The sequence below is a fragment of the Actinoplanes auranticolor genome (assembly GCF_018332655.1).
Lineage (GTDB): Bacteria > Actinomycetota > Actinomycetes > Mycobacteriales > Micromonosporaceae > Actinoplanes > Actinoplanes auranticolor.
On the sequence record NZ_BOQL01000003.1, the window covers coordinates 128,300 to 147,067 of the forward strand.

The window sequence follows — 18,768 nt, forward strand, 5'->3', positions numbered from 1 at the left end:
TCGTCGAAGTCACAGAGTAGGCGCTTGTGAAGGCGTGCACAAATCGCGATCTTGATAGCGGAATTGGACAAAGATCGAGTCGGCGTGTTACCCGCCGGCCCTCTGCCGAGTATTACCGGTAGCCACCCCGGTATGCCAATGACGTCGTTATTCCGACGACGAGTATCACAGCTGTCCGGCGAGGCGTACCGCATCGACGAGGGTGTCCGCCACCGGACGGCGGCTGGCCCGCAACCGGGCCGGGTCGGTGAAGCCCCCGGTGTACAGCACACAGGCGCCGCCGACCGACTCGGCCGCCTCGGCGTCGTCCAGCGAGTCACCGATCAGCACCGCCTGCTCGCCGGGGATGCCGAGCTCGGCCAGGTGCCGCGCGAGGTGGCCGGCCTTGAGGCCGCCGTCGACCTCGGTGGGCCGTCCGTCGATGCGGGTGAACATGCCGGCCAGCCCGTAGGTCCGCACAGCGGGGACCAGCTCGTCGTGGAACCACATGCTCAGCAGCGACTGGCTGCCCGGCCACGCCTTGATCGCGGCCTCGGCGTCGGCGGCCAGCGAGGTCGTGGTCAGCCCGGCCCGGTATGCCTGGTGGAAGATCCGGTCGAGCTCCTCGAACTCCTCGGCGTCGACGGCCCGCCCGAGGATCTCGGCGTAGAAGTCGGCGACCGGCCGGCGGAAACGTTGCCGGTGCTCGTCGCTGTCGACGCTGCGCCCACCGACCACTCGGAACGTGTGATTGGTCGAGGAGACGACCAGCGACAGGTCGTCGAGCAGGGTGCCGTTCCAGTCCCAGACAAGGTGATTGCGAGCCACCGCGCGAGATTACAGGCGCGGGGTACCCGCCGGTCTACCGAGATCTCGCACCAGGCGGTCTTCCTCGACCCGCCAGTAGCCGTGCTCCTCGCCGTCGAGCAGCACCACCGGCACCCGGTCGCCGTAGTCGCGTTCCAGCTCCACCGAGTCCGAGATCTCCACCCGGGTCCACTGCCCGGGGGCGATCCGGTCGAGGGTCTGCTCAGCCACCTCGCACAGGTGGCAGCCGTCCCGGCTGATCAGGGTGATCCGGGTCATCGCAGTGCTCCCTTGCGTACTTTGCCGATGGCCGAGTGCGGCAGCTCGGTGACCAGCTCGATGCCGGCCGGCAGCTTGAACCGGGCCAGCTCGGCGGCGCAGTGGACCTGCAGCTCGGCCGGGGTGGGCGGAGGGTCGAGGGCGGGCACGACGTAGGCGTACGGGGCCTGCCCGGTCAGCCGGTCCGCGATGCCGATCACCGCCGCCTCGGCCACGCCGGGGTGCGCGTCGAGCACCCGTTCGATCTCCGCCGGATAGACGTTGAAGCCGTTGACCAGGATCAGCTCACCGATCCGGTCCACCAGCACCAGGTCGCCGTCCGCGTCGGCGTACGCGATGTCACCCGTGCCCCACCAGCCGTCGGCGTCCGGGCCGTCGGCGCCGTCCGGCCAGTATCCGGAGAAGAGGTTCGCGCCGCGCACGACGATCTCCCCGGGGTCGGTGCCGGCACTGACCTCCAGGTCGAGGTCCAGCTCGGCATCCTCCTCGGCGTCCGTGACCAGCCCGTCGCGCCACAGCACCTGCCCGTCGGCCGTGCGCAGCAGCAGCGACACCCCGGGCAGCGGGCGGCCGATCGAGCCGGTCTTCTCCCGGTCGCTGACCGCGGTCGTGGTGAGCACCGGGGCGGCTTCGGTCAGGCCGTACCCGACCAGCACGGTCTTCCCGGTCGCGGCCGTGAAGGCCGCGGCGTCGGCCGGATCGAGCGGCGCCGCACCGCATACCGCCGTCCGCACCGCCGCCAGCGCCTCGCGCGCGGCCGGCTCGCGCGCCCAGGCGGCATACATGGACGGCACCCCGATGACCGCTGTGACCTGGTGTTCTGCCATCAGGGACAGGGTGGCCGCCGGCTCGAAGCGGTCCACCAGCACGCCGCAGGCGCCGTAGTGGGCGATCGCGCCGAGGCCCGTGTTGAGCCCGTAGGCGTGGAAGAACGGGATGGCGAGCAGGACCACGTCGGTGGCGCTCAGCACCGGTGGCTCGATGAGCGCGAGCTGGTCGTGATTGGCGGCGAGGGCACGGTGGGTGAGCATCGCGCCCTTCGGCCGCCCGCTGGTGCCGGAGGTGTAGAGCAGGACCGCGAGGTCGTCGGCGGCCGGTGCGGGGTGCGGCGCGTCCGGTGGCCCGGACACCAGCTCCCCCACAGGTACGGCTACACCCTCGGACAACCGCAACCGGCCCAGCACCGCATCGTCGGCGACGACCCGGGCGGCCGAACTGTCGGTCAGCGCGAAGGTCAGCTCGTCAGCGGTGTAGCCGGGATTGAGCGGCACGGCGACCAGACCCGCCCGCAGCGCCGCGAAGTAGGCGACGGCGAACTCGACGGTGTTGCCCAGCACCAGGGCCACCCGATCGCCCGCGCTGGTGCCGGCGGCCAGCCGAGCGGCCGCCCGCGACACGCGTTCGTCCAGGTCAGCCCAGGCGACGACGGTATCGCCGGCGATCAGGGCGGGGGCGTCGGGGCGTTGCCGCGCGGATGTGCGGACCGGGTCACGCGCGCTGTTCTCCACGACGCCCGAGTCTGGCACAGAAGCCCCTCGATCGGGTGGCCGGACAGCAGGTCCGGGCACCCTTTCGAGGTGTCCTACATGGTGACAGATGTTCCTGATGTGCACTCTGCGCCACTTCGGAGTAATTTCGCACAGCGCACACAGTGTGCGACTGCCCGTGGTCAAGCTCCGCAATACTTCCCGTCTGTGTAACGGAGTCCACATCCGTGGGTGAGGCGGGCCTGCCCTTTTACGGCCGCCCCACCCCTTTTGTTGTGGATCCGGTTCTGGACACCCCTCATCGACGGCCCGCCGGGTCAAGGAGGCGCAGTGAGTCATGTGTACGCCGGCGATCCGTACAGCCGTGATGTGTTCGCGGCGCGTCTCGCGCTCACGGAGGGCCTGAGCGCCCTCCGCCGGGGCATCGACGGCACGATCGCGCACGCGATCCGCAGCGACGGACCCAAGCGGACCCGGAACCGGCCGCACATCAACGAGTCCCCGAGCCGGCACCTGCCGCCGACGGGGAACGCCAAGCCGGGCAGCGGGCGGGTGGCCGTACCGGGCCGGCCCGCGCAGCCCCCGCAGCAGGCCGGCCCGGACCGCCGGGCCGGAACGACCGACGAAACGGTCGTGGTGCCGACCCAGAGCACCACCGGGCCACCGAGCGAGGCCGAACCACCGAAGTATCCGGCGCGTCCCGACCCGGGTGACGCCGCCGCCGAGGTGTGGGCGCTGGTCGAGCGGGCCCAGGCGGGCGAGTCGGCCGCCTTCGGCCTGATCTACGACCGGTACGTCGACACGGTCTTCCGGTTCGTCTACTTCCGGGTCGGCAACCGTCAGCTGGCCGAGGACCTCACCTCCGACACGTTCCTGCGGGCGCTCAAGCGGATCGGCAGCTTCACCTGGCAGGGCCGTGACCTCGGCGCCTGGCTGGTCACCATCGCCCGCAACCTGGTCGCCGACCACTTCAAGTCGGGCCGTTACCGGCTCGAGGTGACCACCGGCGACGTGCTGGACGCCGACCGCGAGGACCGTGGTCCCGAGGGCAGCCCCGAGGCCGCCGTCGTCGACCACATCACCAACGTGGCGCTGCTCACCGCGGTCAAGCAGCTCAACCCCGAGCAGCAGGAGTGCATCGTGCTGCGCTTCCTACAGGGCTTCTCGGTGGCCGAGACCGCGCAGACCATGGGCAAGAACGAAGGTGCCATCAAAGCACTGCAGTACCGGGCCGTCCGGGCACTGGCCCGGTTGCTGCCCGAAGGGTTCCAGTGGTGACGGCAATTCACCGTATGTCGATCTCTGTGGGCCTCGCCGCCCAGCTGACACCCGTAACCGGGCCCGCCCGTCGCGCGTTTGTCCGGATGCGACCAGTGGTGGGCCGTCGGCCCGCCGGTTCCGTCGCGACCGCCGGCAATTTCGCAGGCGTTTCAGTCACGAGCGAAGGGAGGTGCCCGCGGTGAACTTGAACATCTTCGATCGCCGGAGCGCCGAGCGCTTCGCGGAGCTGCTCGACGAGACCAACGGCGGCCGTCGCCATCACACCCGGGGGCAGGCCGACGAGCAACTCGCCGAGCTGGTCGCCATCGGGCACAGCCTCTCCGCGGCACGGTCCGGGGTCCAGGTGGACCCCGAGTTCCGGACGGGCCTGCGAGCGATGCTCGTGGCCACGGCCGAGCGGGACGGTATCGGGGCGACCGCCACAGCCACCGAGCAGGAGCCGGCCGAGCCGGTCCGCAAGATGCTCGGCAAGACCGGCCGCCGGATCCGTGCCCGCGGTGCGATCGTCATCGGCGTCGCCGCCGGTGCCATGGCCGTCTCTGGTATCTCCGCAGCGAGCGAGAACGCCGCACCGGGCGACGCCCTGTACGGGGTCAAGCGCTCCACCGAACGTGCTCAGCTGGCCATGGCCGGCTCCGACGTCACCCGGGGTCAGCTGTCCCTGACCTTCGCCCGCAACCGCCTCGCCGAGGCGGCCGCGATGAAGGGTGACAACCCGAGGTTCCGTCAGGTCCTCGGTGACATGGACAACGACACCCGCCAGGGCGTCAAGCTGCTCACGTCCGCGGCCGTGGCGCGCAAGGACAGGACGCCGCTGACCTCGGTCGACTCCTTCGTCGAGAACCAGCGCCGGGTGCTCAACCCACGGCTGGACCGGCTCAGCCCGGACAACCGCGAACGGGCGCTGACCTCGATCAAGCTGCTCGACTCGGTGCACGAGCGGGCCAAGGACCTGCGCGCCGGGCTCGCCTGCGACACGGTGACCCAGTCCGGTGGCGACGCGATTGGTCCGAAGCTGCGCGACTGCACGACCGGCGCTGCCACCGGCGCCCCCGACGAACAGCCGTCGGGCCAGGTCCAGCGGGAGGCAACGACCGGCAGCGGCAACAAGGGCGACGCCGACAAGAAGGCGAAGCCGAAGGAAACCGCGGAACCGACGACCGACCCGACCCGCGGCGGCCAGGCGGTCCAGCCCGACACCGAGCTCCCCGCGACCGACACCCCGACGGAGACCCCGGAGCCGCTGCTCACCGAGGATCCGGCCGATGTCGTCCCCGACGAGAAGGACAAGGGTCTGCTCGGCGGGCTGCTGGGGAACCTCTTCGGAAGCTGAACGGTCCTGAACGTGGCGAGGGGCGGTGTCCGACTGCAAGAGTCGGGGCCGCCCCTCACTGCACATGCTACAAGCCGAACGGGTCCGGACGCTTCTCCAGAAGAGTGTGCAATGTGGCCTGAATCGTCTCGCGGACCTGATCGGCCAGGTTGTAGACGACCATCGGATCGTCCGCGTACTCGGTCAGGTGCGCGGTCGGGATCGGCGGGCAGAACTCGATCAGCCACTTGCTGGGCAGCGGGACCAGGCCCAGCGGCCCGAGCCACGGGAACGTCGGCGTGACGGGGAAATACGGCATGCCGAGCAGCCGGGCCAGCGGCTTGAGATCGGCCAGGATCGGATAGATCTCCTCGGCGCCCACGATCGCCACCGGCACGATCGGGGTGCCGGTCCGCAGGGCGGCCGAGACGAAGCCGCCCCGGCCGAAGCGCTGCAGCTTGTACCGGTCCGAGAAGCGCTTGCCGATGCCCTTGAAGCCCTCGGGGAAGACCCCGACCAGCTCACCCTCGCTCATCAGCCGCTCGGCGTCCGGGTTGCAGGCCACCGTGGCGCCCGACTTACGGGCGAGCTCGGACAGCACCGGCAGGCGGAACACCAGGTCGGCGCCGAGGAGCCGCAGATGCCGGTCGCTCGGGTGCTGGTCGCGCAGGGCGACGGTGAGCATGAGCGCGTCCAGCGCCACGGTGCCCGAATGGTTGCCGACGATGAGCCCGCCACCGGTGTCCGGCACGTTCTCGACGCCGAACACCTCGGTGCGGAACCAGTCGCGGTAGAGCACCTTCAGCATCGGCTGGAAGACCGCGTCGGTGAGCTCGGCGTCGAAGCCGAACTCGTCGACCTCGTACGCCCCCGCCAGCCGCCGGCGCAGGAACGCCAGCCCGGCGGCGACCCGCTGATCCCAGACGTCGACCGGATCCCGCTGCCGGTCGGGCTCAGGCGCGGCCGCCTCGACCTGGGCCGGGGCGGGACCGTTGGCGGCGGGCAGGACCCGGCGCCGGCCCGGCCGGTTGCCGTTCAGGGGCTTCGGCGCCCGGGCGGCGGGCAGCTCGAAGTCCGCGTGCCCGGGCAGCGCGGCGTGGTACTCGTCCTGGGTCATGAGGATGCGTGCTCCTGGTCCTGCGTCGCGGCGGCGCGGACCCGGCGGATGCCGTCGAGGATCGCGCGCTCGGCGGCGGCCAGCCGGTCGGCGTTCAGCGCCTGGCCGGTGCGGTGACCGTGGATGAAGTCGTCGAACGCGGCCGCGGTGGTGCGCGGGCTGAAGCCGAACTCCTTGACCAGCCGGCTGGTGTCGACGACCCGGCCGTGCACGAAGAGGTCGATCTGGTCCAGGCCGATCTGGCCGATGCCGACGTTGCGGGCCAGTGCGGCGACCGAGGACAGGGTGCCCTCGGGCAGCGGCACGGAGATCCGCCCGGCCCGGCGGACGGCCTGGGAGAGTGCGAGCACGCCCGCACCGGCGACGTTGAACGTGCCCGGGTGGTCCTCGACCACCGAGCGGTGCAGGATCTCCAGCGCGTCGTCGACGTGCACGAACTGCAGCCGGGCGTCGCGGCCCAGCACGGTCGGGATCACCGGCTGCGCGAAGTAGCGGGTGAGCGAGGTCTCCGCGGTGGAGCTGAGGAACGGCGCGAACCGCAGCACGGTGGCGGCTACCTCGGGCCGGCGACGGCGGAACCCGCGCACGTAGCCCTCGATGTCGAGGATGTCGCGCGCGAAGGAGCCACGCGGGACGGCCCGGGGCTCGGTTTCCTCGGTGAAGACGGCCGGGTCGCGGAACGAGGCACCGTACGCCGCCGTGGAGGAGCGCACCACCAGCTTGCGCAGCCGGTCGGCGCCCTGGGCGGCGGCGAGCAGCTGCATCGTGCCGATGACGTTCTGCTCTTTCATCGCTGCGCGGCCACCGCTGTTCGGGTCGGGCGCGCTGGTGACCGCGAGATGCACGACCGCCTCGGCACCGAGCTCGGCGATGGCACCGCTCGCGGCGCGCGCATCAGCCCGGATCAGCTCGACGTCCGCCAGCAGGCCCGCGAGGGCCGGCGGCGGATCGAGCGGATCCAGGCCGATGACACGTTCGACACGGGGGTCCGCGGCGAGCCGGGCGGCGACCCGGGCACCGAGGAATCGGCTGACCCCGGTGACCACGACGACCCTCGGCGGGGCCGCGGGAGAAGACGTCACCACGGGCGCGCCTTTCGCATGCGGCGGTGGGGAAGGCAAGTGACCGGGCCGGGCGTCACGCCCGGCCGGACCTCACTTGCCGAGACGGCGACGCTGAACGCGGGTCTTGCGCAGCAGCTTACGGTGCTTCTTCTTCGCCATACGCTTGCGACGCTTCTTGACCACGGAGCCCATACGAAATGCCTCTCGAAACCATGTGGGGCCGGTCCCTGCGCACCCGCAGGCACACCCGACCGAGCTTGACGGCGGCTCGCCCCGCACCGGCGCCGGATGAGAAGCGCGCAGGTGTCACGGGGGCGAACCGCTCCAGCGTAGCGGCCCGGCCTCGCCGGGACCAACACGGCCCCACGGTCACGCCGTTTGGCTGAAGGCTCCCCGCAGGTACGTGTGCACGGCGTGCTCCGGCACGCGGAACGAACGACCGACCCGTACGGCACTGAGCTCGCCGCCGTGCACGAGCCGGTAGACGGTCATCTTGGACACCCGCATGAGGGCGGCCACCTCGGCCACGGTCAGGAAGCGCACCTCGGCGAGGCGCTCCTCGGCTTGGGCTGGACCCGTCATCTCCTCGCACCGATCCTTTCGCAGGCGCCTCCGCCGCGGCCGTCAGGCCGTGCTCCGCGACGGGCGGGCGCGCGTGTCATCAGTACGGTATCGAGACTCCTGTGATCAAGACGATGCGTTCCGTGAAATAACCACAAAAAGTCAAGCCGACACGCCCCTTGTGGCGGGTTCTCCCCCGAAAGGTGACTTACTTCTTGCTGGTCAGCGCCCGTCCGAAGAACGCCACGTTGGCCGGGCGCTCGGCCAGGCGGCGCATCAGGTAGCCGTACCACTGGTCGCCGTAGGGCACGTAGACGCGCACGGTGTGACCGGCGGCGGCCAGCCGGGCCTGCTCCTCGGGGCGGACGCCGTAGAGCATCTGGAACTCGAACTCGTCGGCCGAGCGGTCGAACCAGCGGGCCCGGTCCTCGGCGATGGCGATCAGCCGCGGGTCGTGGGTGGCGATCATCGGATAGCCGTCACCCGACATCAGGATGTTCAGGCAGCGCACGTACGCCTTGTCGACGTCCAGAGCCGACTGGTACGCGACCGACTCGGGCTCGGCGTACGCGCCCTTGCACAGCCGCACCCGCGAGCCGGTGGTGGCCAGCTCCCGGCAGTCCCCCTCGGTACGGCGCAGGTACGCCTGCAGGACCGCCCCCGTGCCCGGGTGGTCCTTGCGCAGCTCGGCCAGGATCTCCAGGGTCGAGTCCGTGGTGGTGTGGTCCTCGGCGTCGAGCGTGACCGTGGTGCCCGCCGCGGCCGCCGCGGCACAGATCTCCTGCGCGTAGCCGAACGCCATCCGGTCGTCGACCTTCTGCCCCAGCGCGGACAGCTTGACGCTGACCTCGGCCGCCGGGGTCAGGCCGGCCCCGCTGAGCCGGCCCAGCAGGGTCAGGTACTGATCGCGGGTGGCGGTCGCCTGCTCGGCCGTCAGCGTGTCCTCGCCCAGGTAGTCCAGGCTGATCGCGAGGCCGTCGTCGGCGAGCTCCCGGCTGGCGCGCAGGGCGTCGTCGACACCGGCGCCGGCCACGAACCGGCGGACGACCCCCTTGCTGACCGGGGCGGAGGAGATCAGCCGCTCCATCCGGGACGACCCGGCGGCGGCGAGAAAGACGGAACGGAGCATGCGCCGAGCGTATCGCCCGTCCTCGCAACCCTCTCGGTAGAGCTGTCTTTGTGCTTCACGGTGCGGCTACGGTTGTCGGGTGAACTTCGATGCGTACGCGCGTACGGCCGTCGAGCTGGTGAACGCCGGGCTCGCCGACCTCGACGGTCTCCGGGCGCTGTTCAGCGAGGACCAGACCTGGATGCGGGACGAGGTCGCCGAGAAGGACCTCGGGGTCTTCCGCCGCGCCCAGCGCCGGCTGCGTGACGTCTTCGAGTACGGCACCACCGGGCGTGACGCCGACGCCGTCACCGAGCTGAACGCGCTCCTGGAGGCGTACCCGGTGCAGCCGCGCATCTCCGGGCACGACGCGTCCGACTGGCACATGCACGTCACCAGCCGCGGCGCCTCGGTCAGCGCCGAATACCTGGCCGGCGCGGTGTGGGGCCTGTCGGTCTGGCTCTGCGAGTACGGCAGCGCCCGCTTCGGCATCTGCGCCGACGAGCGCTGCGGCAACGTCTACCTCGACACGTCGTCGAACAACTGCCGGCGGTTCTGCTCGGAACGCTGCGCGACCCGCTCGCACGTGGCCGCGCACCGGGCCCGCAAGCGCGCCGCGACCCTCACCCCCGCGTAACCGCCGCGGTCGCCGTGGCGGCCGGCGCCAGGTGGTGCCGGGCGAAGGCCAGCGACTCGCGCAGGTCGGCCTCGCGGACCGCCCGGCTGGCCACCTTGCGGGTGGAGACCTCGAGCGCCACCGAGCCCCGGAAACCGCGCCCGGCCAGCGACTGCAGCAGCTCGGCGCACGGCTGATTGCCCCGCCCCGGCACCAGGTGCTCGTCGCGGCCCTCGCCGGTGCCGTCGCCCAGGTGCACGTGCTTGAGCCCCCGGCCCATCCGGTCGGCCAGGTCCATCGAGTCGGTCCGCGAGGCGGCGGCGTGCGACAGATCCAGCGTGTACGCGTCGTAGCCCGCCTCGGTCGGATCCCAGCCCGGCACGTAGGGCACGAAATTCCGGCCGGCCATCCGTACGGGGTACATGTTCTCGATCGCGAACGTGACGTCCGGGTGGCGGGTCTGCATCTCGGCCAGGCCGCCGGCGAAGTTGCGGGCGTAGTCACGCTGCCAGGTGAACGGCGGGTGCACGACCACTGTGGGCGCGCCCAGGGTCTCGGCGAGCTGGGCGGCGCGGTCGAGGCGCTCCCACGGGTCCGGGCTCCACACCCGCTGGGTCACCAGCAGGCAGGGCGCGTGCACGGACAGCACCGGGACGTCGTAGTGGTCGGCCAGACCCTGCAGCGCGCCGGCGTCCTGGCTGACGGCATCCGTCCAGACCATGACCTCGACACCGTCGTAACCCACCGTCGCCGCCATCTCGAACGCGGCAGCGGTCGGCTCGGGGAAGACCGACGAGCTGGACAGGAGTACGGGGACGCGGGAAGTCACCGCTCAAGCGTAGACCCGTCCGGCACACACGCCAGTTCCCAGTCGGGATATACGGGGGCGAAACGCTCCGCCGCACCGGGGTTCACCACCCGCACGCGTACGCTGTCGCAGGTGAGTCGCCGCACCCAGATACGCATCGTGATGGACGAGGCGGCCGCCGCCCGTGCCCGCGAAGTTCCCCTCGACTTCCCCCGGGAATGGCTCGAGTTCACCGACCCCGCCGACGACCAGCACGTGGTCCGGGCCGACCTGACCTGGCTGCTGTCCCGGTGGACCTGCGTCTTCGGTTCCGCCTGCCACGGCATCGTGGCCGGTCGGGCCCAGGACGGCTGCTGCTCGCACGGCGCCTTCTTCACCGACGCCGACGACGAGGCCCGCACCAAGAACGCCGCGGCCAAGCTGACGCCCGAGACCTGGCAGCACTACCGCCGCGGGTTCAGGAACTACACCGCGATGGACACCATCGACGGGGAGAAGCCCGCCCGCCGGACGGCGACGCAGTCCAAGGACGGGCCGTGTGTGTTCCTCAACGACGCCGACTTCGCCGGGGGCGGCGGCTGCGCGCTGCACGCCCAGGCGCTGCGCGACGGGGTGCACCCGCTGACCTACAAGCCGGACGTCTGCTGGCAGCTCCCGGTGCGCCGCGAGCAGGACTGGACCAAGCGGCCCGACGGCACGAAGTACCTGCTGTCCACGCTCACCGAGTTCGACCGGCGCGGCTGGGGTCCGGGCGGGCACGATCTGGACTGGTGGTGCACGTCCTCACCGGACGCGCACGTCGGCACCGAGCCGATGTACAAGTCGTACGCGCCCGAGCTGATCGCGCTGGTCGGCCAGGAGGCGTACGACGAGCTGGCCCGGCTGTGCGACATCCGCCTGCAGTCCAAGCTGATCGCGCCGCATCCGGCGACGGTCGCCGCGGAGGCGGCCCGGGCGCCGAAGAAGCGCGGCGGACGGGAGCCGGCTACCCCGCCGCAGGCGAGCTGACCATTGACGGGAGTCCATCAGTTAATTTAACTAACTGAATGTCCCCCCAAGTTCCCCTGCTCGTCTGCATCTTTGCCCTCGTGGCGGGCGGCACCGCCCCGACGCCGCCGCCCACGACCCCGCCGCCCACGCCGCCGGCGACCGGTCCCGTCGTGGATGTCGGCACCGCCGGCCAGCTCAGTGCCGCCTTGGCCGCCGCCCGGCCGGGCCAGACGATCCGGCTGGCGCCCGGCACCTACAGCGGCGCGTTCCTAAGCCGCGCGGCCGGCACGGCCGCCGCGCCGATCACCCTGACCGGCCCGCCCACGGCGATCCTGACCAACCCCGAAACCTCGGGGACCAACCCCGGCTGCTCGGTGCCGGCCGCGGGCTTCGACCCCGGCTACGGCTTCTGGCTGTACGGGGCCGCGCACTGGAACCTCAGCGGCTTCACGGTGACCGGCGCGGCCAAGGGCATCATGATCGACGCCTCTCCGCACGTCACGATCGACGGCGTCTTCGTGCACGACATCGGCGACGAGGGCGTGCACTTCCGGCGCTCCTCGGCGGACGGCGTCATCCGCAACTCCCGGATCGAGCGCACCGGCACGGCCCAGCCCCAGTACGGCGAGGGCATCTACCTCGGCTCGGCCAACTCCAACTGGTCCTGTCACGGCAACACCGGTGGCATCGACGCCTCGGACCGGATCCAGGTGCTGAACAACCGGGTCGGTCCGGGCGTGACGGCCGAGCACGTGGACGTGAAGGAGGGCACGGCCGGCGGCGTGATCCGCGGCAACACCTGGAACGGGCAGGGCATCGCGGGCCAGAACTCGGCGGACTCGTGGCTGGACGTGAAGGGCAGCAACTACCTGATCGAGAGCAACACCGGCAGCTTCAGCGCCCCCGGGGTCTTCGCGAACGGCTACGAGACGCACCACCCGACAGCGGGCTCCGGCTGCGGCAACGTCTGGCGCGACAACCACAGCGACCTGGGCGGCGCCGGCAGGTGGGCGATCAACGTGACGTCCACGTCCAAGTGCGCGGGCAACCTGAACGTGGTCCACGCCTCGAACACGGTGACCGGGGCGGCCAGCGGCCTGACGAACATCGCGGTCACCCCGTGACGGCACGGGCGCCGGCCCCGCCAGGCCGGCGCCCGTCGCTTCACAGCTCGGTGAAGTTGTCGAACCCGATGGTCTTCAGCACCTCGGTGCGCACGTCCGGGCACTCCGCCCTGGTCTGCACGTCGAGCTCGGCGTCCGGCGGGACCAGGCCCTGCTCCTGGTAGAAGCTGGACAACTCCACGGTGACCTGGGTCATCGCGGCGAACTCCCCGCCCGCCGCCTTCCAGCGGGACACGTTCTTCTCGAGGAAGGCGCACAGGTCGGTGGCCGAGACGGTCTTGCTGTCTCCCGCGGGCGTGGCCGCCGCCCCGGTGGTGGCGGCCACGGCCGTCGGTGCAGCGCCGGACGACGAGCCGGTGCCGGAACCGCCGCAGGCAGCGACGGATACGCCGAAAAGACCAGCGACGGCGGTCGACAGCACGGTCCGCCGCGAAGGGAAGGAGCTCATGAGACACCTCGGTTCAGGCCCGGCGCAGCGTGCTCGCCCGCCGTGGTGACCTGAAGCTGTCGGCTGGTCACAGCCTCCACATCGCACGTTCGTGCCAGCGGCCTACGGCTCGAACTTGTAGCCCAGACCCCGGACCGTGACGATGAACCGGGGCGCCGACGGCTCCGGTTCGACCTTGGAGCGCAGCCGCTTCACGTGCACGTCCAGGGTCTTGGTGTCGCCCACGTAGTCGGCGCCCCAGACCCGGTCGATGAGCTGGCCCCGGGTCAGCACCCGGCCCGCGTTGCGCAGCAGCAGCTCCAGCAGCTCGAACTCCTTCAGCGGCAGCTGCACCGACGAGCCGTCCACCGTCACCACGTGCCGTTCCACGTCCATCCGGACCGGGCCGGCCGCCAGCGTCGGTGTCGTCACCTCCGCCGCCTCCGCGCCCTGCCGGCGCAGGACCGCGCGGATCCGGGCGACGAGTTCGCGCGGCGAGTACGGCTTGGTGACGTAGTCGTCCGCACCGATCTCCAGGCCGACGACCTTGTCGATCTCACTGTCCCGGGCCGTCACCATGATGATCGGTACGGCGGAACGCTGCCGCAGCTGCCGGCACACCTCGGTGCCGGACATCTCGGGCAGCATGAGGTCGAGCAGGACGATGTCGGCGCCGGTCCGGTCGAACTGCGTCAGCGCCGAGGTCCCGGTCGCCGCGACCGACACCTCGAAGCCCTCCTTGCGCAGCATGTACGACAGGGCGTCGGAGAACGACTCCTCATCCTCGACCACGAGCACGCGAGCCAATGGGGGTTCCTTCCTTGAAGGGCGGCCTGGTCAGGCCGAAGGGAGCCCGGCCGCGCCGGACTCGATCTCAATCGCCGCCGGTAACGGCAGGGGGGTTTCCGGGGGGCGCGCCGGTAGGCGCAGGGTGAACGTCGAGCCACCACCGAGTGTGCTGGAGACCTCGACGCGGCCGCCGTGGTTGGTGGCGATGTGCTTGACGATGGCCAGGCCGAGGCCGGTGCCACCGGTCGAGCGGGAGCGGGCCTGGTCGGCCCGGTAGAAGCGTTCGAAGATCCGGTCGACGTCGTGCGGGGCGATGCCGATGCCCTGGTCGGTGACGTCGATCTCGATCCAGTCGTCGTCCTGGCGCATGGTCAGCGCGACCTCGGTGTTCTCGCCCGAGTACGCGATCGCGTTCTCGACGAGGTTGGTCACCGCGGTGGCGACCTGGGTGTCGCTGCCGTACACGGTTGCGCCCTTGGGGCCGGTGTAGACGACGTCGATGCCCTTGGCCGACGCCGTGGTGCGGGTGCGGTCGACGACCTCGGCGATCACCCAGTCCAGGGCGACCGGCTCCGGGGCGGGCAACGGCTCGGCGCCCTGCAGGCGGGTCAGTTCGAGCAGTTCGTTGACGAGCCGGCCCATCCGGGCGGACTCGTGGTGGATGCGCTCGGCGAACCGCCGGGCCGCGATCAGGTCCTCGGAGCGGTCGGCCAGCTCGGCCTCGGGCAGCTCGGTCGCGTCCAGCAGGGCCTCGGCGAGCAGCTGCAGCGCGCCGATCGGGGTCTTGAGCTCGTGACTGACGTTGGCGACGAAGTCCCGGCGGACCCGGGCCAGCCGGTGCGACTCGGTGACGTCGGCCGCCTCGACGGCGACATGCGTGGAGTTCAGGGCCACCGCGCGCAGGTGCAGCCCGAGCGGTGCCTGGGCCCCGCCGGCGCGGCCGCGCGGCAGATCGAGCTCGACCTCGCGACGCACGCCGGTGCGGCGGACCTGGCCGGCGAGGGTACGCAGGATCGGATGCGCCGCGATCGTCCCGGGAGCCCCACCGGAGCGCAGCAGCCCCATGGCCCGCGCCGCCGGATTGACCAGCACAGGCTCGTCCTCGGCGTCGAGCACCACCACGCCGACCCGCAGCGAGTCCAGGCCCTTGCGGCCCAGACCCTTCATCCCGTGCTTGCCGAGGCGCTCCTCGTCGATGTCGATCTTTCGTCCCCCCTCGGTCGACCGGGCCGCGGCCGGCTTCGGCACCGCGGTGACCGGCGGCCCGGTCCGGCGGTACCGGGACAGCAGGAACCCGGCCGCCACGCCGACGGCGAGTGCGACGAGAACGAGGGCTGTGCCGAACACCGGATCCACGCTGCGATCGTAGGGTCATTGTTTACCTGGACCGTACGTCTAATCGGACAAATCCGGCGCGCTTCGAATAATGTTCACCACCCGGCCCGGCGTCGTTCACCGCCGTTCATGTCCAGGCCGCCGCACCCGCCTAGCCTGGGCCCCGCGAGTCCAGCTCAACCCGGCTGCCACCGGTTCGCCGGCAGCCCCGAACCCCGGGACGAAATCATGCGCGAGGAGTTTCAGGCCGACCTCACCGAGGTCAGTCGCCTGCTGGTGACCATGGCGGAATCGGTCCGCGCCGCGATGCGCAAGGCGACCACCGCCCTGCTCAAGGCCGACCGGGAGGCCGCCGACGCGGTGGTGGCGCGTGACGCGGAGGTCGACGACATCTACCGCCAGGTCGAGGCCAAGGTGGCGGACACCATCGCCCGGCAGGCGCCGGTCGCGTCCGACCTGCGGATGGTCATCACCGCCCTGCACATCTCGGCCGACCTGGAGCGGATGGGTGACCTGGCCGAGCACGTGGCCAAGACCGCCCTGCGCCGGCACCCCTCCCCGGCGGTGCCCGCCGAGCTGCGGCCCGTGTTCCGGCAGATGGCCGAGGTCGCCGACCGGATGGCCGACAAGATCACCACGGTCCTGGCCAGCCCCGACGCCGACCTGGCGGCGGAGCTGGAGAAGGACGACGACGCGATGGACGACCTCGAACGCGACCTGTTCAAGGTCCTGCTGCACGACGACTGGCCGTACGGGGCGGAGACCGCGATCGACGGCGCGCTGCTGGGCCGCTTCTACGAGCGGTACGCCGACCACGCGGTGAACGCCGGAGAGCAGATGATCTACCTGATCACCGGCAAGCCGGTCATCAACTGACCCACCCGCACGAAAGGCCGGGACGCCCTGGCGGGCGTCCCGGCCTTTCCGGTGTCGTGGCGGTTCAGCGGCCCTGGTTGGCGACCGCCGCGGCGGCAGCCTTGGCCACCTCGGGGTCGAGGTAGGCGCCGCCCGCGGTGACCGGGCGCAGGGTTTCGTCCAGGTCGTAGCGCAGCGGGATGCCGGTCGGGATGTTCAGCCCGGCGATCGCCTCGTCGGAGATCTGGTCGAGGTGCTTGACGATCGCACGCAGCGAGTTGCCGTGCGCGGTCACCAGGACGGTCTTGCCGGCCAGCAGGTCCGGCACGATCGCGTCGTACCAGTACGGCAGGGCGCGCAGGAGAACGTCCTTGAGGCACTCGGAGCGGGGCTTGAGCTCCGGCGGCAGCTGGGCGTAGCGCGGGTCGGCGAACTGCGAATACTCGTCGCTGTCGTCGATCGGCGGCGGCGGGGTGTCGTACGAGCGGCGCCAGAGCATGAACTGCTCCTCGCCGTACTGCTCCTTGGTCTGCTTCTTGTCCTTGCCCTGCAGTGCGCCGTAGTGGCGCTCGTTGAGCCGCCACGAACGGCGCACCTGGATCCAGTGCCGGTCCGCGGCGTGCAGCGCGATCTCGTTGGTGCGGATCGCCCGGCGCAGCAGGCTGGTGTGCACGACGTCGGGCAGCAGGCCGTGCTCCTTCAACAGCTCGCCGCCCCGCCGGGCCTCCTGCTCACCCTTGGCCGTGAGGTCGACGTCGACCCAGCCGGTGAACAGATTCTTGGCGTTCCACTCGCTCTCGCCGTGCCGCAGCAGCACAAGGGTCCCCACAGTCATGCCCTCCATCCTGCCGCAGCCCCGGCCGGCCCGTGCGGCGACCCTCAGTGGCGACCACCACGTGGAAACCCGGCTGCGGGGTCAGGGCGCGATCAGTACGTTGTAAGGCTGCAAGGGTTTGCCGGTGCTTACGGGGGTGCACGCGTGCGCGGGTGGTTACAGCAGGCGACGGGCGGTCTACCGAGACAGTTCTGGTTCCTCTGGACCGGCACGCTGATCAACCGGCTGGGCGCCTTCGTCGTGATCTACCTGGCCATCTACCTGACCCAGGCGCTGGACTTCAGCCAGAGCCAGGCCGGTCTGGTGCTGGGGGCGTACGGGGTCGGCGGCGCGATCGGCACGATGACCGGCGGGGTGCTGGCCGACCGCTGGGGCCGGCGCCCGACCCTGCTCACCGCCCAGTTCGGCGCGGCCGCTCTGATGCTCGCGCTCGGCTTCGCCGAGGGCTTCTGGCAGCTCGCCGCCGGGGCCCTGCTGCTCGGCGTCTTCGCCGACGGGGTACGCCCGGCGTTCCAGGCCATGATGATCGACATCGTGCCGGAGCGGGACCGGATCCGGGCCTACTCGCTGAACTACTGGGCGATCAACCTCGGCTTCGCCAGCGCCGCCGTCCTGGCCGGTTTCGCCGCCCAGTTCGACTACCTGCTGCTGTTCGTCGTCGACGCGGCCACCACCCTGGCCACCGCCGTGATCAGCCTGATCTTCCTGGCTGAGACCCGCCCGGCGCGCACCGCCGCCCGGCCGCAGCGGGGGCGAGCGGCCCGCGGCCCCGGTCTGGGCACCGTCTTCCGCGACCGGGTGTTCCTCGCCTTCCTGGTGCTCAACTTCTTCGTCGTGCTGGTGGTCATGCAGCACATGTCGACCCTGCCCATCTCGATGACCGCAGACGGCCTGAGCCCGGCCACCTTCGGCTGGGTCATCGCCATCAACGGCCTGATGATCGTGGCGGGCCAGCTCTTCGTCCCGAAGCTGATCGACGGTCACGACCGCACCCGGGTGCTGGCCCTGGCCACCCTGATCATGGGCGTGGGCTTCGGCCTGAACGCCTTCGCCGGCACCGTGGCCCTCTACGCCCTGTCGGTGGTGATCTGGACCCTCGGCGAGATGCTCCAGTCGCCGTCGAACTCGGCGCTGATCGCGGAACTCTCCCCGGCCGAGCTGCGCGGTCGCTACCAGGGAGTGAGCTCGCTGTCCTGGTCGGCGGGCTCGGCCCTGGCCCCGATCGTGGGCGGCGTCGTGCAGCAGCATCTGGGCAGCACGGTCCTGTGGCTGGGCTGCGCCGGCATCGGCGTCGTGGTGGCGGCGGGCCAGATCGCCTCGGGGCCGGCCCGCGAACGCCGCGCGTCGGCCCTGCGAGCGGCGATGCCGACCGCACCCTCGGAGCCACCGATGCCGGCCGGAGCGCCGCCGTCCACCGGCGAAACCCGCCACGAGGAAGACACGACACCTCCGGCACCGATCAAAGTCCCGGACCGGGACTAGACGCCGGCTCGCCGGTTGGAGCCTGCCGGGGTTCGGCCGTGCAATCAGCCGGCAGGGTGAGGGTGGCCGCTCATGAGCCCGCCAGGCGAATGGTCACCCTCGCCCGGTCTCGGCGGGAGCGCCGGTCAGCACCCTGCAACCAGGCACGACATCCAGCTCCTGACCTTGATCGGGCGCACCCGGGTGTCCGCGAAGCCGTTCGGGGGTACGGGTATCCGATCGACGCAGCTCTACAACGGAACTCGAGAGGATGACACCGCGTGGCAGCCACCAGGACCGCCAAGAATCCGACGGCGCACAACGACTCCCCGAACACCCCTGACGTGCGCGAGGGTGCGATCGCCAAGATGAAGGTCGCCGAACTGCGGCAGAAGCTGCGCACCCACGGCGTCAAGGACACCGCTGAGCTCAAGAAGCCCGAGCTGGTCCAGAGACTCATCAAGGCCGAGGTCGCCGCGACCAAGAAGGGCTCGACGGCCAAGAAGAGCACGAAGAGCACCGCGGCGAAGAAG

21 protein-coding genes are annotated in these 18,768 nt (G+C 71.2%); 8 read left to right on the forward strand and 13 right to left on the reverse strand.

The window, feature by feature from the left end:
- Positions 1–165: 165 nt before the first annotated feature.
- The 3 genes from Aau02nite_RS01670 to Aau02nite_RS01680 are packed head-to-tail and all read right to left on the reverse strand — an operon-like array spanning position 166 to position 2,573.
- A complete protein-coding gene (locus tag Aau02nite_RS01670) occupies positions 166–807 on the reverse strand; it encodes an HAD family hydrolase (RefSeq protein WP_212986485.1) in 642 nt (213 codons plus the stop codon).
- Positions 808–816: 9 nt separating this feature from the next.
- On the reverse strand, positions 817–1,065 hold the full coding sequence (locus Aau02nite_RS01675; RefSeq protein ID WP_212986486.1) for a glutaredoxin family protein: 249 nt from the start codon (positions 1,063–1,065) through the stop codon (positions 817–819).
- The gene (locus tag Aau02nite_RS01680; RefSeq protein ID WP_246594816.1) at positions 1,062–2,573 is read right to left on the reverse strand and encodes an AMP-binding protein; all 1,512 of its coding nucleotides are present in this window, start codon (positions 2,571–2,573) and stop codon (positions 1,062–1,064) included. Before Aau02nite_RS01680 ends, Aau02nite_RS01675 begins: the two co-directional genes overlap by 4 nt.
- A 309-nt stretch (positions 2,574–2,882) precedes the next feature.
- Here Aau02nite_RS01680 and Aau02nite_RS01685 point away from each other — a divergent pair, with 309 nt between their 5' ends.
- Both Aau02nite_RS01685 and Aau02nite_RS01690 read left to right on the forward strand, forming a co-directional pair.
- On the forward strand, positions 2,883–3,830 hold the full coding sequence (locus Aau02nite_RS01685; protein WP_212986488.1) for an ECF subfamily RNA polymerase sigma factor, BldN family: 948 nt from the start codon (positions 2,883–2,885) through the stop codon (positions 3,828–3,830).
- A gap of 181 nt (positions 3,831–4,011) precedes the next feature.
- Complete coding sequence (locus Aau02nite_RS01690) at positions 4,012–5,166, forward strand: DUF5667 domain-containing protein (protein ID WP_212986489.1); 1,155 nt, start codon at positions 4,012–4,014, stop codon at positions 5,164–5,166.
- A 67-nt stretch (positions 5,167–5,233) separates the two neighbouring features.
- Here Aau02nite_RS01690 and Aau02nite_RS01695 read toward each other — a convergent pair whose 3' ends face one another.
- The 5 genes from Aau02nite_RS01695 to Aau02nite_RS01715 all read right to left on the reverse strand — a co-directional run bounded on the left by Aau02nite_RS01695 (position 5,234) and on the right by Aau02nite_RS01715 (position 9,016).
- The gene (locus tag Aau02nite_RS01695; protein ID WP_212986490.1) at positions 5,234–6,262 is read right to left on the reverse strand and encodes a lysophospholipid acyltransferase family protein; all 1,029 of its coding nucleotides are present in this window, start codon (positions 6,260–6,262) and stop codon (positions 5,234–5,236) included.
- Positions 6,259–7,347 (reverse strand): NAD-dependent epimerase/dehydratase family protein, encoded by a 1,089-nt coding sequence (locus tag Aau02nite_RS01700; protein WP_212986491.1) that lies wholly within the window; start codon positions 7,345–7,347, stop codon positions 6,259–6,261. Before Aau02nite_RS01700 ends, Aau02nite_RS01695 begins: the two co-directional genes overlap by 4 nt.
- A gap of 69 nt (positions 7,348–7,416) precedes the next feature.
- Complete coding sequence (locus Aau02nite_RS01705; RefSeq protein ID WP_007465623.1) at positions 7,417–7,518, reverse strand: 30S ribosomal protein bS22; 102 nt, start codon at positions 7,516–7,518, stop codon at positions 7,417–7,419.
- Between the two features lie 177 nt (positions 7,519–7,695).
- The gene (locus Aau02nite_RS01710) at positions 7,696–7,908 is read right to left on the reverse strand and encodes a helix-turn-helix domain-containing protein (RefSeq protein WP_125803603.1); all 213 of its coding nucleotides are present in this window, start codon (positions 7,906–7,908) and stop codon (positions 7,696–7,698) included.
- 187 nt (positions 7,909–8,095) lie between these two features.
- Complete coding sequence (locus Aau02nite_RS01715) at positions 8,096–9,016, reverse strand: proline dehydrogenase family protein (RefSeq protein ID WP_212986492.1); 921 nt, start codon at positions 9,014–9,016, stop codon at positions 8,096–8,098.
- 79 nt (positions 9,017–9,095) lie between these two features.
- Here Aau02nite_RS01715 and Aau02nite_RS01720 point away from each other — a divergent pair, with 79 nt between their 5' ends.
- The gene (locus Aau02nite_RS01720) at positions 9,096–9,632 is read left to right on the forward strand and encodes a CGNR zinc finger domain-containing protein (protein WP_212986493.1); all 537 of its coding nucleotides are present in this window, start codon (positions 9,096–9,098) and stop codon (positions 9,630–9,632) included.
- Here the strand turns inward: Aau02nite_RS01720 and Aau02nite_RS01725 are convergent.
- A complete protein-coding gene (locus Aau02nite_RS01725; RefSeq protein ID WP_212986494.1) occupies positions 9,619–10,440 on the reverse strand; it encodes a sugar phosphate isomerase/epimerase family protein in 822 nt (273 codons plus the stop codon). The genes Aau02nite_RS01720 and Aau02nite_RS01725 overlap by 14 nt on opposite strands.
- A 141-nt stretch (positions 10,441–10,581) precedes the next feature.
- Between Aau02nite_RS01725 and Aau02nite_RS01730 the strand changes: the two genes are divergently transcribed.
- Complete coding sequence (locus Aau02nite_RS01730; RefSeq protein ID WP_212986510.1) at positions 10,582–11,427, forward strand: DUF3109 family protein; 846 nt, start codon at positions 10,582–10,584, stop codon at positions 11,425–11,427.
- 38 nt (positions 11,428–11,465) lie between these two features.
- Positions 11,466–12,533 (forward strand): right-handed parallel beta-helix repeat-containing protein, encoded by a 1,068-nt coding sequence (locus Aau02nite_RS01735; RefSeq protein ID WP_212986495.1) that lies wholly within the window; start codon positions 11,466–11,468, stop codon positions 12,531–12,533.
- A 40-nt stretch (positions 12,534–12,573) separates the two neighbouring features.
- Here Aau02nite_RS01735 and Aau02nite_RS01740 read toward each other — a convergent pair whose 3' ends face one another.
- The 3 genes from Aau02nite_RS01740 to Aau02nite_RS01750 form a co-directional block, all read right to left on the reverse strand.
- Positions 12,574–12,981, reverse strand: a complete 408-nt coding sequence (locus Aau02nite_RS01740) for a hypothetical protein (RefSeq protein WP_212986496.1) — start codon at positions 12,979–12,981, stop codon at positions 12,574–12,576.
- Between the two features lie 102 nt (positions 12,982–13,083).
- Positions 13,084–13,767, reverse strand: a complete 684-nt coding sequence (locus tag Aau02nite_RS01745) for a response regulator (protein WP_212986497.1) — start codon at positions 13,765–13,767, stop codon at positions 13,084–13,086.
- Between the two features lie 30 nt (positions 13,768–13,797).
- Positions 13,798–14,997: a sensor histidine kinase gene (locus Aau02nite_RS01750; protein WP_438841089.1), complete on the reverse strand. Its 1,200-nt coding sequence runs from the start codon at positions 14,995–14,997 to the stop codon at positions 13,798–13,800.
- 315 nt (positions 14,998–15,312) lie between these two features.
- Here Aau02nite_RS01750 and phoU point away from each other — a divergent pair, with 315 nt between their 5' ends.
- On the forward strand, positions 15,313–15,960 hold the full coding sequence (phoU, locus tag Aau02nite_RS01755) for a phosphate signaling complex protein PhoU (RefSeq protein ID WP_212986498.1): 648 nt from the start codon (positions 15,313–15,315) through the stop codon (positions 15,958–15,960).
- A gap of 64 nt (positions 15,961–16,024) precedes the next feature.
- On the opposite strand, the gene Aau02nite_RS01760 is transcribed toward phoU, so the two are convergent.
- Entirely contained in the window at positions 16,025–16,783 is a 759-nt protein-coding gene (locus Aau02nite_RS01760; protein WP_246594817.1) for a phosphoglyceromutase, read from the reverse strand.
- A gap of 135 nt (positions 16,784–16,918) precedes the next feature.
- Between Aau02nite_RS01760 and Aau02nite_RS01765 the strand changes: the two genes are divergently transcribed.
- Positions 16,919–18,256, forward strand: a complete 1,338-nt coding sequence (locus tag Aau02nite_RS01765) for an MDR family MFS transporter (RefSeq protein WP_212986500.1) — start codon at positions 16,919–16,921, stop codon at positions 18,254–18,256.
- Between the two features lie 260 nt (positions 18,257–18,516).
- Positions 18,517–18,768, forward strand: a 252-nt coding sequence (locus Aau02nite_RS01770) for an SAP domain-containing protein (protein WP_369076746.1), incomplete at its 3' end; no start/stop codon positions are given.